Annotated in this window: 15 protein-coding genes; 5 read left to right on the top strand and 10 right to left on the bottom strand. The window is 72.6% G+C overall.

Annotation, left to right across the window (positions count from 1 at the left end; all coding sequences use genetic code 11):
* Positions 1 to 68: 68 nt before the first annotated feature.
* Positions 69 to 1,148, bottom strand: coding sequence for an NADH:flavin oxidoreductase/NADH oxidase (locus ACIRD7_RS34175; RefSeq protein ID WP_403459654.1), 1,080 nt, complete (start codon positions 1,146 to 1,148; stop codon positions 69 to 71).
* A gap of 161 nt (positions 1,149 to 1,309) precedes the next feature.
* Between ACIRD7_RS34175 and ACIRD7_RS34170 the strand changes: the two genes are divergently transcribed.
* Positions 1,310 to 1,663, top strand: coding sequence for an ArsR/SmtB family transcription factor (locus tag ACIRD7_RS34170; RefSeq protein ID WP_403459652.1), 354 nt, complete (start codon positions 1,310 to 1,312; stop codon positions 1,661 to 1,663).
* Here ACIRD7_RS34170 and ACIRD7_RS34165 read toward each other — a convergent pair.
* Both ACIRD7_RS34165 and ACIRD7_RS34160 read right to left on the bottom strand, forming a co-directional pair.
* Positions 1,583 to 2,986 carry a nucleobase:cation symporter-2 family protein gene (locus ACIRD7_RS34165; protein ID WP_403459650.1) on the bottom strand — a complete coding sequence of 468 codons (1,404 nt, stop codon included), beginning with the start codon at positions 2,984 to 2,986 and terminating at the stop codon, positions 1,583 to 1,585. The genes ACIRD7_RS34170 and ACIRD7_RS34165 overlap by 81 nt on opposite strands.
* 64 nt (positions 2,987 to 3,050) lie before the next feature.
* A complete protein-coding gene (locus tag ACIRD7_RS34160; protein WP_403459649.1) occupies positions 3,051 to 4,394 on the bottom strand; it encodes an FAD-dependent oxidoreductase in 1,344 nt (447 codons plus the stop codon).
* A 145-nt stretch (positions 4,395 to 4,539) separates the two neighbouring features.
* Between ACIRD7_RS34160 and ACIRD7_RS34155 the strand changes: the two genes are divergently transcribed.
* A complete protein-coding gene (locus ACIRD7_RS34155) occupies positions 4,540 to 5,052 on the top strand; it encodes a DUF6214 family protein (RefSeq protein ID WP_403459648.1) in 513 nt (170 codons plus the stop codon).
* 36 nt (positions 5,053 to 5,088) lie between these two features.
* Here ACIRD7_RS34155 and ACIRD7_RS34150 read toward each other — a convergent pair whose 3' ends face one another.
* The 4 genes from ACIRD7_RS34150 to ACIRD7_RS34135 all read right to left on the bottom strand — a co-directional run bounded on the left by ACIRD7_RS34150 (position 5,089) and on the right by ACIRD7_RS34135 (position 8,095).
* Positions 5,089 to 5,772: a TetR/AcrR family transcriptional regulator gene (locus ACIRD7_RS34150; RefSeq protein ID WP_403459647.1), complete on the bottom strand. Its 684-nt coding sequence runs from the start codon at positions 5,770 to 5,772 to the stop codon at positions 5,089 to 5,091.
* A gap of 153 nt (positions 5,773 to 5,925) precedes the next feature.
* Positions 5,926 to 6,657: an HAD family hydrolase gene (locus ACIRD7_RS34145; protein WP_403459645.1), complete on the bottom strand. Its 732-nt coding sequence runs from the start codon at positions 6,655 to 6,657 to the stop codon at positions 5,926 to 5,928.
* A 91-nt stretch (positions 6,658 to 6,748) separates the two neighbouring features.
* Positions 6,749 to 7,420 (bottom strand): phosphatase PAP2 family protein, encoded by a 672-nt coding sequence (locus ACIRD7_RS34140; RefSeq protein WP_403459643.1) that lies wholly within the window; start codon positions 7,418 to 7,420, stop codon positions 6,749 to 6,751.
* Positions 7,421 to 7,564: 144 nt separating this feature from the next.
* On the bottom strand, positions 7,565 to 8,095 hold the full coding sequence (locus tag ACIRD7_RS34135; RefSeq protein ID WP_403459641.1) for a DUF5134 domain-containing protein: 531 nt from the start codon (positions 8,093 to 8,095) through the stop codon (positions 7,565 to 7,567).
* Between the two features lie 166 nt (positions 8,096 to 8,261).
* Between ACIRD7_RS34135 and ACIRD7_RS34130 the strand changes: the two genes are divergently transcribed.
* Both ACIRD7_RS34130 and ACIRD7_RS34125 read left to right on the top strand, forming a co-directional pair.
* Positions 8,262 to 9,680: an FUSC family protein gene (locus ACIRD7_RS34130; RefSeq protein ID WP_403459640.1), complete on the top strand. Its 1,419-nt coding sequence runs from the start codon at positions 8,262 to 8,264 to the stop codon at positions 9,678 to 9,680.
* Entirely contained in the window at positions 9,677 to 10,213 is a 537-nt protein-coding gene (locus ACIRD7_RS34125) for a MarR family winged helix-turn-helix transcriptional regulator (RefSeq protein WP_403459639.1), read from the top strand. Before ACIRD7_RS34130 ends, ACIRD7_RS34125 begins: the two co-directional genes overlap by 4 nt.
* Before the next feature lie 8 nt (positions 10,214 to 10,221).
* Here ACIRD7_RS34125 and ACIRD7_RS34120 read toward each other — a convergent pair whose 3' ends face one another.
* Positions 10,222 to 10,986 carry a VOC family protein gene (locus tag ACIRD7_RS34120; RefSeq protein ID WP_403459638.1) on the bottom strand — a complete coding sequence of 255 codons (765 nt, stop codon included), beginning with the start codon at positions 10,984 to 10,986 and terminating at the stop codon, positions 10,222 to 10,224.
* A 120-nt stretch (positions 10,987 to 11,106) separates the two neighbouring features.
* Entirely contained in the window at positions 11,107 to 11,499 is a 393-nt protein-coding gene (locus ACIRD7_RS34115; protein ID WP_403459637.1) for a VOC family protein, read from the bottom strand.
* A 70-nt stretch (positions 11,500 to 11,569) separates the two neighbouring features.
* Here ACIRD7_RS34115 and ACIRD7_RS34110 point away from each other — a divergent pair, with 70 nt between their 5' ends.
* The gene (locus tag ACIRD7_RS34110) at positions 11,570 to 12,121 is read left to right on the top strand and encodes a GNAT family N-acetyltransferase (RefSeq protein ID WP_403459636.1); all 552 of its coding nucleotides are present in this window, start codon (positions 11,570 to 11,572) and stop codon (positions 12,119 to 12,121) included.
* An 18-nt stretch (positions 12,122 to 12,139) separates the two neighbouring features.
* Here the strand turns inward: ACIRD7_RS34110 and ACIRD7_RS34105 are convergent, their stop codons facing one another.
* Complete coding sequence (locus ACIRD7_RS34105; protein ID WP_403459635.1) at positions 12,140 to 12,823, bottom strand: glycerophosphodiester phosphodiesterase; 684 nt, start codon at positions 12,821 to 12,823, stop codon at positions 12,140 to 12,142.
* Between the last annotated feature and the right edge of the window lie 318 nt (positions 12,824 to 13,141).

Here is a 13,141-nt window from a genome sequence, read left to right as displayed (position 1 = left end):
TCAAGTCCCCCGGGCAGCCGGCCGGCCCCGGCCCAGCCGCAGGGCGCCCCCGCGGCCGGCCCGCCCGGTCACACGGACCGGTGGTACTGGTCCGGCACGTGCACGTCCGCACCCAGCTCCCGCGCCGCGTGCCGTGCCCACGACGGATTGCGCAGCAGCTCGCGGCCGAGCAGGACCGCGTCGGCCTCGCCGTTCGCGATGATCTTCTCCGCCTGTTCGGCCTCGGTGATCAGACCCACCGCGGCGACCGGGAGCGAGGTCTCGTTCTTCACCCGCGCCGCGAACGGCACCTGGTAGCCGGGGCCGACCGGGATGCGCGCGCCGGAGGCGTTGCCGCCGGTCGAGACGTCCAGCAGGTCGATGCCGTGGGCCTTGAGGTCGGCGGCGAAGCGGACGGTGTCGTCGGCGGTCCAGCCGCCCTCCTCCAGCCAGTCCGTCGCGGAGATACGGAAGAACAGCGGCTTGCCCTGCGGCCACACCTCCCGTACGGCGTCCACGATCTGGAGGGCGAGACGGGTGCGGTTCTCGTACGAGCCGCCGTACTCGTCGGTGCGGTGGTTGGAGTACGGCGAGAGGAACTCGTTGATCAGATAGCCGTGGGCGCCATGGATCTCCGCGACCTCGAACCCGGCGGCGAGGGCACGGCGCGCGGCGTCCGCGAACTGCCCCACGATCTCCTGGATCTCCGCGACCGTCAGCTCGGTCGGCACCGGGTGGCCGTCCGCGAACGGCACCGCGCTCGGCGCCACCGGCTGCCATCCGTGGGCGTCCGGCCCGACCGGCGCGCCGCCCGTCCAGGGCCGGTCGGTCGACGCCTTGCGGCCGGCGTGGGCCAGCTGGATGCCCGGGATCGTGCCCTGCGACTCCAGGAAGCGGGTGATCCGGCGGAACGCCGCCACCTGCGCGTCGTTCCAGATGCCCAGGTCGTAGGGGGAGATACGGCCCTCGGGGCTGACGCCGGTCGCCTCGACGACGATCAGGCCCGTGCCGCCGGCCGCGCGGGCGGCGTAGTGCGCGAAGTGCCAGTCGTTGGGGACACCCGCGTCGGGGCCGTCGGGCGCGGCCGAGTACTGGCACATCGGGGGCATCCACACCCGGTTCGGGATCGTCACATCGCGCAGGGTGTAGGGCTCGAAGAGCGCGCTCACGGCGGACTCCATTCGTCACGGGGGACCAGTCGTCAAGTCGTACGATAACCATCGTAGTACGGGAGATGTCAAACTACGAGAGGTCTCGTACAAGGTCTCGTACAATGGGAGAACCCCGGTCAGGGGAGCCCAGTGAGGGAATCCGACGAAGTGGAGTCGCCGTGACCAGCCCCGCCGTGAGCAGCCGAGACCTCCCGCACCCGGCGCGCGAGGAGATCCGTCTGGAAGGCGTGCTGCACGCGCTGTCCGATCCGCTGCGCCTGCAGATCGTGCGGGAGCTCGCCGCCGTCGGCGACGAGCTGTCCTGTTCGCACTTCGACCTGCCGGTCACCAAATCCACCACCACGCACCACTTCCGGGTGCTGCGCGAGAGCGGCGTGATCCAGCAGAACTACCGGGGCACGGCCAAGATGAACGGCCTGCGCAAGGACGACCTAGACGGACTCTTCCCGGGACTTCTCGACGCCCTGCTCGACGCCGCCGCCCGCCAGGCCGCCCGGCTCGCCGACGGCTGAAGACGCGTCCTCGGTGCCTGAACCGGCCTTCGCGGGCAGGTGGTTGAAGAGCAGGTTCAGCGCGATCGCCGTGAGGCAGCCGGCGCTGATGCCGCTGTTCATCACCGTCTGGAACCAGTCCGGGAACCTCTCGTAGATCGTCGGCACGCCGACCGGCAGCAGGCCCACGGCGACCGACACGGCCACCACCGTCAGGTTGTCGTTGCCCTTGAAGTCCACCCCGGCCAGCGTCCTGAGCCCGCTCGCGGCGACCGTCCCGAACATCACCAGGCCCGCACCGCCCAGCACCGGAGCCGGTATCGCCGCCACCACCGCGCCCAGCTTGGGCAGCAGCCCGAGCAGCACGAGGATGCCGCCCGCGGTGGCCACCACCCAGCGGCTGCGCACGCGGGTCATGCCGACGAGGCCCACGTTCTGGGCGTACGCCGTGTACGGGAAGGTGTTGAAGACGCCGCCCAGCACCGTCGACAGTCCGTCGGCCCGCAGGCCGTCCGCGAGGGAGCGCGGATCGACCTTCCGGTCCGTCATCTCGCCGACGGCGATCAGGTCACCGGTCGTCTCGGTCATGGTCACCAGCGCCACCACCAGCATCGGCACGATCGCCGCGAACTCGAAGACGGGCGCCCCGAAGTGGAACGGCGTGCTGATCCCGAGCCAGTCGGCCTCGCCGACCCCGCCGAAGTCCGTGAACCCGAACGGCACCGCCACCGCCAGCCCGACCGCGATGCCGATCAGCACCGCGACCCGGCCGAGGAACGCCGGCGCGAACCGCTGCACACCGAGCACTACCGCGAGGACGAACGCGGCCAGCGCGAGGTTCTCCGGCTCCCCGAAGTCCGCCGAACCGGCACCGCCCGCGGCCCAGTTGCCCGCGACCGGCAGCAGGGAGAGACCGATGATCAGGATCACGGTGCCCGTGACGAGCGGCGGGAAGAACCTCAGGAGCTTTCCGAAGACCGGCGCCAGCAGCACGATCGCGAGCCCGGCGACGATCACCGAACCGTAGATCGCGGGGAGCCCGCCGCCCGTCGTGCCGATGAGCACCATCGGGGACACGGCGGCGAAGGTGCAGCCCTGCATGATCGGCAGCCGTACGCCGAAGCGCCAGAAGCCGATGCACTGGATCAGCGTCGCGATCCCGCACACCAGCAGATCGGCGGTGATCAGATAGGCGAGGTCCGCGGGCGGCAGCTTCATGGCGCCGCCGACGATGAGGGGGACGGCCACGGCGCCGGCGTACATCGCCAGTACGTGCTGGAGGCCGAAGGCGGCGAGGTGGCGGGCGGGTGGGACTTCGTCGACGGGGTGTGCGGTTGTGGTCATGGGCGGACCGTAGACTCCTTGCACAGTTTGTTGATTTCGGGGGTGTTGCCGCCTCGTTGCCCGCTCAAACGGTGTTGCCCTGAGCGGCGGTCATGAGTGAATCCCAGTCCGGGAGCTTCACCACACCCCTGCCCAGCGAAGCCCCGAGTTCCGCCTCCGCCCGCTCGATCGCGCACCAACCCGCCCACTCGACCGGCGTGACCCCCTCGGCGCCCAGCGCCGCGAGCGGATCCTCGGGCACGTCCTTCCGTACGAGCACGTCGGCGTCCTCCAGCAGCGACGTCACCGTCTCCTTCGCGCACGGCCGGTTGGTGCCGATGACGCCGGTCGGGCCGCGCTTGATCCAGCCCGCCACGTACTCGCCCGGCGCGACGACGCCCTCCCGCAGCACGCGGCCCGCGAGATGCGGCACCGTGCCGGTCGCCGTGTCGAACGGCAGGCCCTCCAGCGGCACTCCGCGATAGCCCACCGAACGCAGCACCAACTGGGCCTCGACGTCCTCGTACCGGCCCGTGCCCGTCACGCCGCCCCGCCCGTCGGGCACCGTCCGCTCGAAGCGCACCGCGCCCACCCGCCCCGCGTCGGCGAGGAGTTCGACGGGGCGCAGGAAGAAGCGCAGCCGGATGCGGTGGCGGGCGCTGCGCGTGGGGGACTCGGCCCAGCCGCGCAGCACCTCGACGTTGCGGCGCTGCGGCGCGGGCAGTCCGGACGGATCGGCGTACGCCGGATCCAGCGCCAACTCCGCCGGATCCACGGTCACTTCGGTGTCCGGCAGGGTGCCCAGCTCCCGCAGCTCCTTGGTGGTGAAGCGGGCCTGCGAGGGGCCGCGCCGGCCCACCACCGTGACGTCCGTGACGCGGCTCGCGCCGAGGGCGGTGAGCGCCGCCTGCGGCATGTCGGTGGGGCTCAGTTCGGCCGCGCCCCGGGCCAGCATCCGCGCGACGTCCACCGCGACGTTCCCGACGCCGATCACCACCGCCGAGCGCGCGCCGGCCACGAACCCGTCCTCGGCGGTGTCCGGATGGGCGCTGTACCAGGACACGAACTCGGTCGCCGACCAGCTGCCAGGAAGGTCCTCGCCGGGAATCCCCAGATGCCGGTCGGTGGCGGCCCCGACGCAGTACACGACCGCGTGGTAGAGCTCCCGCAGCCGGGCGGCCGGGATTCCGCCGGGGCCGATCTGGACGCCGCCGAGGAACCGCACCCGCTCGTGCTCCAGGACCGTCCGCAGGTTGTTCTGGAGGGACTTGATCTTCTCGTGGTCCGGCGCGACGCCGTACCGCACCAGGCCGTACGGGCACGGCAGCCGGTCCAGGACGTCGACGGTCACGTCGGGATCCTGCTGTACGAGACTCTGGGCGGTGTAGCACCCGCTGGGCCCGGAGCCGACGACGGCGACATGAAGCACGGCGGAACTCCTTGTCCGGGGGATCGTCAGGAGTCGCTCTCGAGTCCAGCATCGCACCGCGGCCGCTCCGCTGACAGGGTGCTGTGCGCCGTGCGGGGTGCGTGTTCGTTCGTATGGAATGTGATCATGCGGTTACGTTGCGTGTGTGCTGGAAGCATCCTTTCTTAATCTTTCCGATCGCTCCGCGACGGACGGTGCCGTCTCGGTCTGGCCCGCGTGGCAGGTGCGGGACGGCGGCGGGGCCACCGCCTGGTTCGGCGTCCGGCTGGAGTTCGGCGACGGCGCCCGGGTCGACGCGCTCGCCGTGGTCGCCAAGGGGTGTGTGTCCATCGAGGACGTCCGGGCCGAGCCCGCGCTGTCCCTCGACGACCTGGCGGCGCTCGCCGACTGGATCGAGGTTCCGCTCTCCCAGGCGTGCGGGATCGGGAACGCGACGGACGGCGAGGACGGCGGGCCGGGCGGGGTCCGGCCGGTCTGGCCGCGGGGCGTCGAAGGGCAGTGGCTCATCGCGCAGAAGTACCGCGCCGCCCAGGAGGCGGGACTGGACCCCGTCCTCGCGGTGATGAGCGCGACGGGGCACAGCCGCCGCAGGTCGCTCCGGCTCATCGGGCAGGCACGCGACGCGGGATTCCTCACCCCTCGCCGCGCCCGCCGCTGACCTCGGTCCGGTAGCGCCCGCGGCGACGCCGGGCGCCTACTTCGACCGCTCCTCGGCGCAGTCGGGGGACCCGGTGGCGAAGAACCGCGACAGATCGGCGTCGCACGCCTCGCCGGGCGCCGCCCCCTCGGCCGGCGGCAGTCCCGACTCCTGGTCCAGCCGGTACCGCTTGAACAGCTCGGCCCGCAGCACCGGCACCGGCATCGGCACCCCGGGCACCAGCGCCGCGTAGACCGCGCCCATGAGCAGGGCACGCAGCATCGGGTAGTCGGCGTCGACGTCCGGCGAGCCGTACCGCACGCAGGTGTCGCGCAGCAGCTCGGCCAGGCGCCGCTGCTCCGGGCACTGCACGAAGCCCTCGGCCTGGAGGATCCCCGCCATGTGCTGGCGCATCAGCACGGGCCGGTCGCGGGCCAGGCCCAGGATCGCGTCGATGGCCCTGGCGAGGCGCTCCCGGCCGTCCTCGGTGCGCGGCTCGCGCTCCAGCGCCTCCTCCAGGGTGCGGTGCATCAGCCGGTGCACAGCGGACTGCACCAGCTGGCGCTTGCCCGGGAAGTAGTACGACACCAGTCCGCGCGCCGAGCCCGCCCGGTCCGCGATGTCGCCCAGCGTGGTGGCCTCGTAGCCGCGCTCGCCGACCAGCTCGACTGCCGCCTGCAGGAGCCGCTCCCGGGAGCGGCGTCGCAGCTCTTCGTTGACCGATGCGCTGCGCGGGGACATCCTGAAACTCCTGCGTTGACTGGCTGCCAGCCAACTATACTCAGGACATGCGGTCCGGCCTCAACACGGCCAGGCCGCGGTTGCCGCCTGCCCCGGGCGACGCGGGGGATCGTCCGGGGTGGGCCACACCCCTCCCGTGATAGTCGCCGGAGGCTACTTCTCGGCCCGTGCGCCGCTCCCGTCGGCCCGAGCCCCGGCACCCACCAGGTCCAGCACCGGACGCAGCGCGTCCGGCCGTTCGGCCGCGGGCAGATGGTCCACGAAGTGCACCGCGCAGCCCAGGGCCGCCGCACCGCCGTCCGCGCGCCGGTTGTCGCCGACCATGACGACCTCCCGCGGATCGGCGTCGAGCGCCTCGCAGGCGGCCGCGAACAGCCGGGGATCGGGCTTCTGGATACCGTGCTCGTAGGACAGCACGTAGGTGTCCACATACGGGTCCAGGCCGTGCTCCCGGAACACCGGCCGCAGATCCCAGCCGATGTTGCTGACCACCCCGACCCGAACGTCCCGCTCGCGCAGCGCCCGCAGCACCTCGGGTGCGTCCGGGTACGGCAGCCAGGCGGCCGGTGCCATGTGGCGGTCGTACAGCATGTCGTGCAGCCGGTCGTCGGGCAGCGCCACCTGCCGGGAGAGCCCGGTGTACGCCGCCCGGTGCAGCTCCGCGCTCTTGTCTCGCACCCCCCAGACACTCGCCACGTCCTCGGGCAGCCAGGACGGATCGACGCCGCCCGGCAGCGCGCCCATGGCCTCCAGCGCCCGCGCCGCCTCGGCCAACTCGGCCTCGGGGAGCACCAGCCCGGCCTCGGCCAGCGCTCCGCGCAGCCAGGACTCGGTGGACTCGACGCGGAAAAGGGTCCCGGAGAAATCGAACAGAACTGCGGTCATGAAGGGATCCTACGGGCCCGTACCGTCCCGCGAGGGAAGATCGCCGCGACCGAACGCGATGCCGAATTCGCCCTCGCGCAGGACGGTTTGCTCACCCCCGCAGGCGCTCGTGCACCGCCACCGCGAGCACCACGACCAGTGCGCCCAGCAGCCAGCCGCCGAGGACGTCGGTGGCCCAGTGGACGCCGAGCCACACCCGGGTCAGGCCGACGCCGGCCACCGAGACCGCGGCCACGCAGACGGCCGTACGCCACAGTGTGCGATCGGCGCCGTGGCGGTGCAGGAGCCACAGCAGCAGGCCGCAGACCACCGTGGCCGTCATGGCGTGGCCGGAGGGATAGGCGGCGTAGTGGGCGGAGTCGACGGGGTCGGGCCAGGCCGGGCGCGGGCGGTCGAGCAGGGCCTTGAGGGACTGCTGGATCGCCGTGGCGAGCGCACATGTGGCCACCAGCCATACGGCCGTCCAGCGCGCGGCTCCGCGCCACACCAGCCAGACCGCCACCGCGAAGACCAGGAGGCGCATCGTCCATGGATCCCAGACCCAGTCCGTCAGGATGCGGAACGCGTGGGTGACGCCGCCTTCGTCGACCGCCCAGCGGTGAGTGGTTCTCGCGATGCCGTTGTCGAGGGTCATCAGCGGGTACCACCGGACCGCGACCAGGGCGAGCAGCAGCACGGAGAACAGTGCGAGGGCGCCGGCCCAGCGGGAGGCACTGCGCTGGGCCGGTGGTTCGGGCGGGGACTCGACGGACTGGGTGTGCATACTGCGATCCTCGCCGACCCTTGGGGCGGGAGGCCAATGCAGGGGGCGGGTTTGCGTCGCCCGCCCACCGACACCTCCGCCCGACGGTATCCGGGTACCCGGCGACGGCCCGGCTATAGCGGCACCGCGGACCTGTCCCGCCGCTCAGAGGGTCAGCAGCATCGCCACCATCGCGATCCCCATCGACAGCCGGCAGGCCCGCGCCAGCTCCGGCCGGTCGCCCCAGCCGAGCCCGGCGCCGACGGGAGCGACGGCCGGCACCAGGCGGACGCCGGACAGCAGGACGTAACCCGTGAAGTAGGCGAGCAGCGCGCCCGTCACGAGGGGGATGCCGGAGCCGCCGTGGCCGGGCGATACGGCCATCGTGAGCGACATGTAGACCATGGCCGAGGCGCCCACCAGGTGGTGCAGATGGTGTGTGCCCGCCCGTGCCGACCACAGGGCGTGCAGCGCCGCCGCGCCGAACACGGCGGCATAGCCGGGCCAGGCCCACGAGGGGGGCGTGTACGCCGCGGCGGGCACCGCCATAGCGGCCATCCCGAAGCCCATCACCGCCTCGCCGCCCGCGGTGCGGCGCTGCTCCTCGACGTGGCTGCGCATCCGCAGCAGACAGTAGGCCCCGGTCGCCGCACACAGCGCGACCAGCAGCCAGCCGGGCGAAGCCGGTCCGTGCACGCGCACCTCCCCGCTCGACGGTCTCGGACAGTCCGTCGATGCCCCGGCCATGCGGCGCGCACGCGAGCGCAAGGGTGTACACGGGGAGCATTCGGCGGAGCACGGCAGGTAAAGACTGCCCTTCGGGTAGTCTTTTACAGATAAAACACTTGCTAAGCTGATGCGCATGAGCAGTCCTCTCCCGCTCGCCGGAGTGCTGCGCCTCGGCCGGCCCTCGGACATCTGGTTCAAGCCCGCCCTGAGCGTCGTGGCCGCCGTCGCCCCGCCCAACCTCGGCCTGCTGGCGCTCGGCCGCCTGGACCTGGCGATGTACACCATGGCCGGATCCCTGTGCGCGCTCTACGCCCACAACCGTCCCTACGCCGCACGGGCCCGAGCCCTGGCCTGGGTCGTACTCGGCATGCTCGGCGGTCTCGCCGTCGCCCTGGTCGCGGCGTCGCTGACCCGCAGTGCCGTCGTGCTGGTGGCCGTCGGCGCGGTGCTGGCCGCCGTGCAGAAGACGCTGTGCGACGCGACCCGCATCGGCCCACCGGGCAACGTCGTCCTCACCTTCATCAGCTCCGCCGCCCTCTTCGCCCCGGAGTCACCGGGCCGGATCCCGGGCCACCTGGCCCTGGCCGCCGCGGCCGGCGCCTGGGCCTGGCTCGTCGGCATGGCGCCCGGCCTGCTGCGTCCGCACGGACCGGAACGCCGGGCCACCGCGAGCGCCCTGGACGCGGCCGCCACCCACGCCGAGGCGCACGGCACGGGCCGGCCCCCGACTCCCGGCGACGCCACCGCCGTACGGGCCGCCCGCCAGGCGCTGCGCTCCGCGGGCAGCCCCTCCGAGACCCGCCACGCGCTGGAGCGCCTCTTGGTCCGCGCCGAGATCGCCCTCGCCGCCCCGGCCGACGCCGACCCCGAACTGCTGCGCACCTGGGCCCGGCAGACACGCGGCAACCGGCCCGTGCCCGACGTCGAGGACCTCATCGGCATCGACACCGAGGCCGCCGCGCACCCCGGCCCGCTGCGGCACCGCCTGCGCCCGCTCGCCCCGCTCGCCGTACGCACCGCCCTCGGCTGCGCCCTCGCCGGGTACGCCTCGCTCGCCCTCGGGGTCGGCCGCCCCTACTGGGCCCTGGTCACCGCGGCGTCCCTGTACCAGGCCAACCTCACCCTCACCTGGGGCCGCGGCGTCCAGCGCGTCGTCGGCAACCTGCTCGGAGTCCTCGTCTTCGCCGCGCTGGTGCCACTCGCCCACACCGGCCAGGCCGCGCTGGTCCTGTGCTGTCTCGCCCTCAACTTCGGCGCCGAGGCGCTGATCGGCCGCAACTACTGGCTCGGCGGCCTCTGCGTGACCCCGATGGCCCTGCTGATCACCGAGTTCGCCGGGTTCCAGGAACCCGGACGGCTGATCACCGAGCGGGTCGTGGACACCCTGGTCGGCGCCCTGCTCGGGCTCGCCGCGGCCGTGGCCGTTCCGCACCGGTCGCGGGTCGCGCGTGCCGAGCGCGCCGGACCACGTACGCTCGCCGCTACGGGTGGTGACCGAGGACGGCACCCGGACCAGCGCACGGGCAACACTACGGAGGGCGTACGGCCATGACGGCGACCAGCGGCGGGCCGACCGGGACGAGACAGGACACGGTGGCCGCGGTGGTCCGGCAGTGGCGGACCGTCCACCCCGACCTCGACACCGCCCCGATGGAGATCATCGGCCGCATCAACCGCTGCGCCGCCCTCCTCCAGCAGGCCGAGGACGCCCCGCTGCGCCGCGCGGGCCTCAGCCGCCCCGAGTTCGACCTGCTCGGCGCGCTGCGCCGCACCGGCCACGAGCTGACCCCCAGCGAACTCGCCCGCGAGACCTTCTCCTCGGGCGCCGCCGTCACCAAACGCCTCAAGCAGCTGTCCGAGCGGGGCCTGGTCGAGCGCCGCGGCGACACCCGCGACCGCCGTGTCGCCCACCTCCGCCTCACCGACGAGGGCCGGGACCTCGTCGACGGCATCCTGCCGGAGCAACTCGCCTACGAGACCTCAGTTCTCTCCGAGCTCGACTCCGAGGGACGCGGTGAACTCGCCTCCCTGCTGGGCGAGTTGCTCGTCCGGCTGGAGGGACGGCTGGGCGCCCTGCGTGCCTGAACCGGGTGTCAGGCCTGTGGGGGCTCGTGGTACACGCCGAACACCGCACCCTGCGGATCCCGCAGGACGGCGATGCCCCGCCCGTTGGGCATCGAGGTGGGTTCCATGAGCACCGTGCCGCCGGCCTGGGCCGCATCCCGGGCCGTCGCCCCGACGTCCACCACGGCGAAGTACGGCAGCCAGTGCGCCGGCACCTCGTGCGGGAACTTGTCGTCCATGGCCATCATGCCGCCGAAGTCGGCGCCCTCGATGCCCCACTGCGTGTAGTGCTCCGAGGCGTTGACGGTCCAGCCGAACACCGTCGTGTAGAACTCGACGGCCCGCTCGGGCGCCCGCGTCATCAGCTCCACCCAGCCCAGCGCGCCGGGCGCGTTGAGGACCCCCGCGCCGGCGAACGACCGCGCCTGCCACAGCTGGAACACCGCTCCCGTGGGATCCACGGCGACCGCGAAGCGGCCGACGTCGAACACGTCCATCGGGCCGAGAAGCACCGTGCCGCCGGCCTGTGTCACCTGCTGGGCGGTGGCATCGGCGTCCGGCGCCGCGAACGACACGTTCCACGCCACCGGCTGGCCCTCCTGGTACAGCGGCGTCAGCGCGGCCACCGCCGCGTCGCCGAGGTGCGCGACGGTGTAGCCGCCCGCCTCCTGACGCGGATCGGTCTCGGCGCGCCAGCCGAACAGCCCCTCGTAGAACCCCTTGGCCCCGGCCAGATCACTGGTCCCGAGCTCGGTCCAGCAGGGCCCACCGGTCACCGGCTTGTCGAGCTTCATGGCGCCTCCCGCGGGGAATCCCCCTCCAGCACGCTAGTCCCGGCCCCCGGGCCCGGCCATCCGGCGGCGCCCCGGAGCCCCCAGAGCCTGTCTTTCGGATCAGCTCGCCATCGCGAGGGCTCAGATCCCGGGCCGGTACCGCAGCGGATGGTCCGCCGGCACCTCCACCAGCACGATCCGCGTGCCGTCCGGGTCGGCGAGCCACATCTCGATCAGCCCCCACGACTCCTTCACCGGCGGCCGCGCGATCTCGACGCCCTTCGCCACCAGCTCCTCGTGCGCGGCGACGACGTCCTCGACCTGCATCCACAGCTGTACGGCCGGGGACGGCGGGGTCTCGGAACGCCCCGACACCTCCAGGAAGCCCCCGCCGAGGAAGTAGACGGTGCCTCGCTGCGGCCCGGTCCCGAACTCGCGGTAGACGGCGAGGCCCAGTTGCTCGCCGTAGAAGACGCGCGACCGCTCGGGATCGGTGGGGTGGAGCAGGGTCCGACCGCTCAGTACATGCACCATGCAGCCGGAGCCTAGTGGCGCGTTACGCTCAGCGGTGCCCGAGCCGCGCCCGAGAGTGGAGAAGCGCCCCATGGACACCGCCGCGAGCCCCGCCGACACCGGACTCACCTACCGCGACGCCACCGACGCCGACGTGGACGCGCTGGTCGCGCTGATCGAGTCCGCTTACCGCGGGGACTCCAGCCGGGCCGGCTGGACCACCGAGGCGGACATCCTCGAAGGTCAGCGGACCGACCCGGAGGGGGTGCGGGAGGTCGTCAAGTCCCCCGACAGCCGGCTGCTCACGGTCGAGCGGGACGGGCGGATCGTCGCCTGCTGCCAGCTCGAACACCGCGGCGCACACGCCTACTTCGGCATGTTCGCGGTCAGCCCCGCCCTCCAGGGCGGCGGCCTCGGCAAGGTGATCATCGCGGAGGCGGAGCGCCGGGCCCGCGAGACCTGGGGCGTGACCGAGATGCACATGACCGTGATCTCGGTACGCGACGACCTGATCGCCTGGTACGAGCGGCGCGGCTACCGCCGTACGGGCCGGATGACCCCGTTCCCGTACGGCGACGAGCGCTTCGGCATCCCGCAGCGGGACGACCTTCAGTTCGAGCTGCTGGTCAAGGAGCTGGTGTGACGCGCACGCGGCGGCCGGTCACGCGGTGAAGCGGCCGGTGCGCTTGATCTCCGGGTAGTCGGTGGTCGCGCCGTCCAGTTCCAGGGCCCGTACGAGACGCAGATGGTCCTGTGTGTTGACGACCCAGCCGATGATCCTGAGGTCCGCCTTGCGGGCGCGCTCCACGACCTCCAGCGTGAGCCGGCGGATGTTCAGGCACACCGTCGCCGCCCCGACCGCGACGGCCCGGTCCACGATGTCGGTGCCGTAGCGGCTGGCGATCAGCGCGGTCCGCACCCCGGGCACCAGGCGGGCGATCTCGGCGACCGCGTCGTCGTGGAACGAGGACACCTCCACCCGGGGAGCCAGATCCCGGTCGTTCATCACCTGGGCGAGCGCCCGTGCCGCCGCGACGTCCTTGATCTCGGCCTGGATCGGCGCCTTCACGGCGTCCAGGACCTCCTCGAACACCGGCACCCGCTCACCGCGGCCCGCGTCCAGGGCGCGCAGCTCGGCGAGGGTCTTGTCGGCGATGGGGCCGGTTCCGTCGGTCGTGCGGTCCACGTCGGTGTCGTGCATGACGACGAGTGCGCCGTCCTTGCTCAGGTGGAGGTCGAGTTCGATGACGTCGAGGCCGGCCTGCTGGGCGGCGACGAAGGAACGGAGGGTGTTCTCGGGTTCGACACCCATGACTCCGCGATGACCGATGGTAAGGAAGTTCAAGGTTCAACTCGCTTCCGTCGACGGCGGCTCGGCTCGCGCACGAACCGGAACGGGCTGTTCGCGCGGCAGTGCCGCAGCCTAGTGGCCTGTGCGCGTGATGAACCCCACGTGTACGCAGGGTTTGCGGCGAGGGACAGGCCGCACCTGGCTCGCACCCCTTTGTCCGGTCACCCGGGCGTGGGCGAGTCCTGCGGGCATTGACCGGTTCCCGCCGGTCGGCTCCGCGTCTGCCCACTGGATGCCGGAGTAATCGCCGCCGAGGCATCCAGCAGGAAAAAATTCTGTGACCTTGCGGGTGCGCAGGATAATTTCCCGCAC

It is taken from the genome of Streptomyces sp. NPDC093568 (assembly GCF_044764945.1).
Lineage (GTDB): Bacteria > Actinomycetota > Actinomycetes > Streptomycetales > Streptomycetaceae > Streptomyces.
Note: the sequence above shows the minus strand (reverse complement) of the source record. Positions and strands in the feature narration are given on the sequence as shown.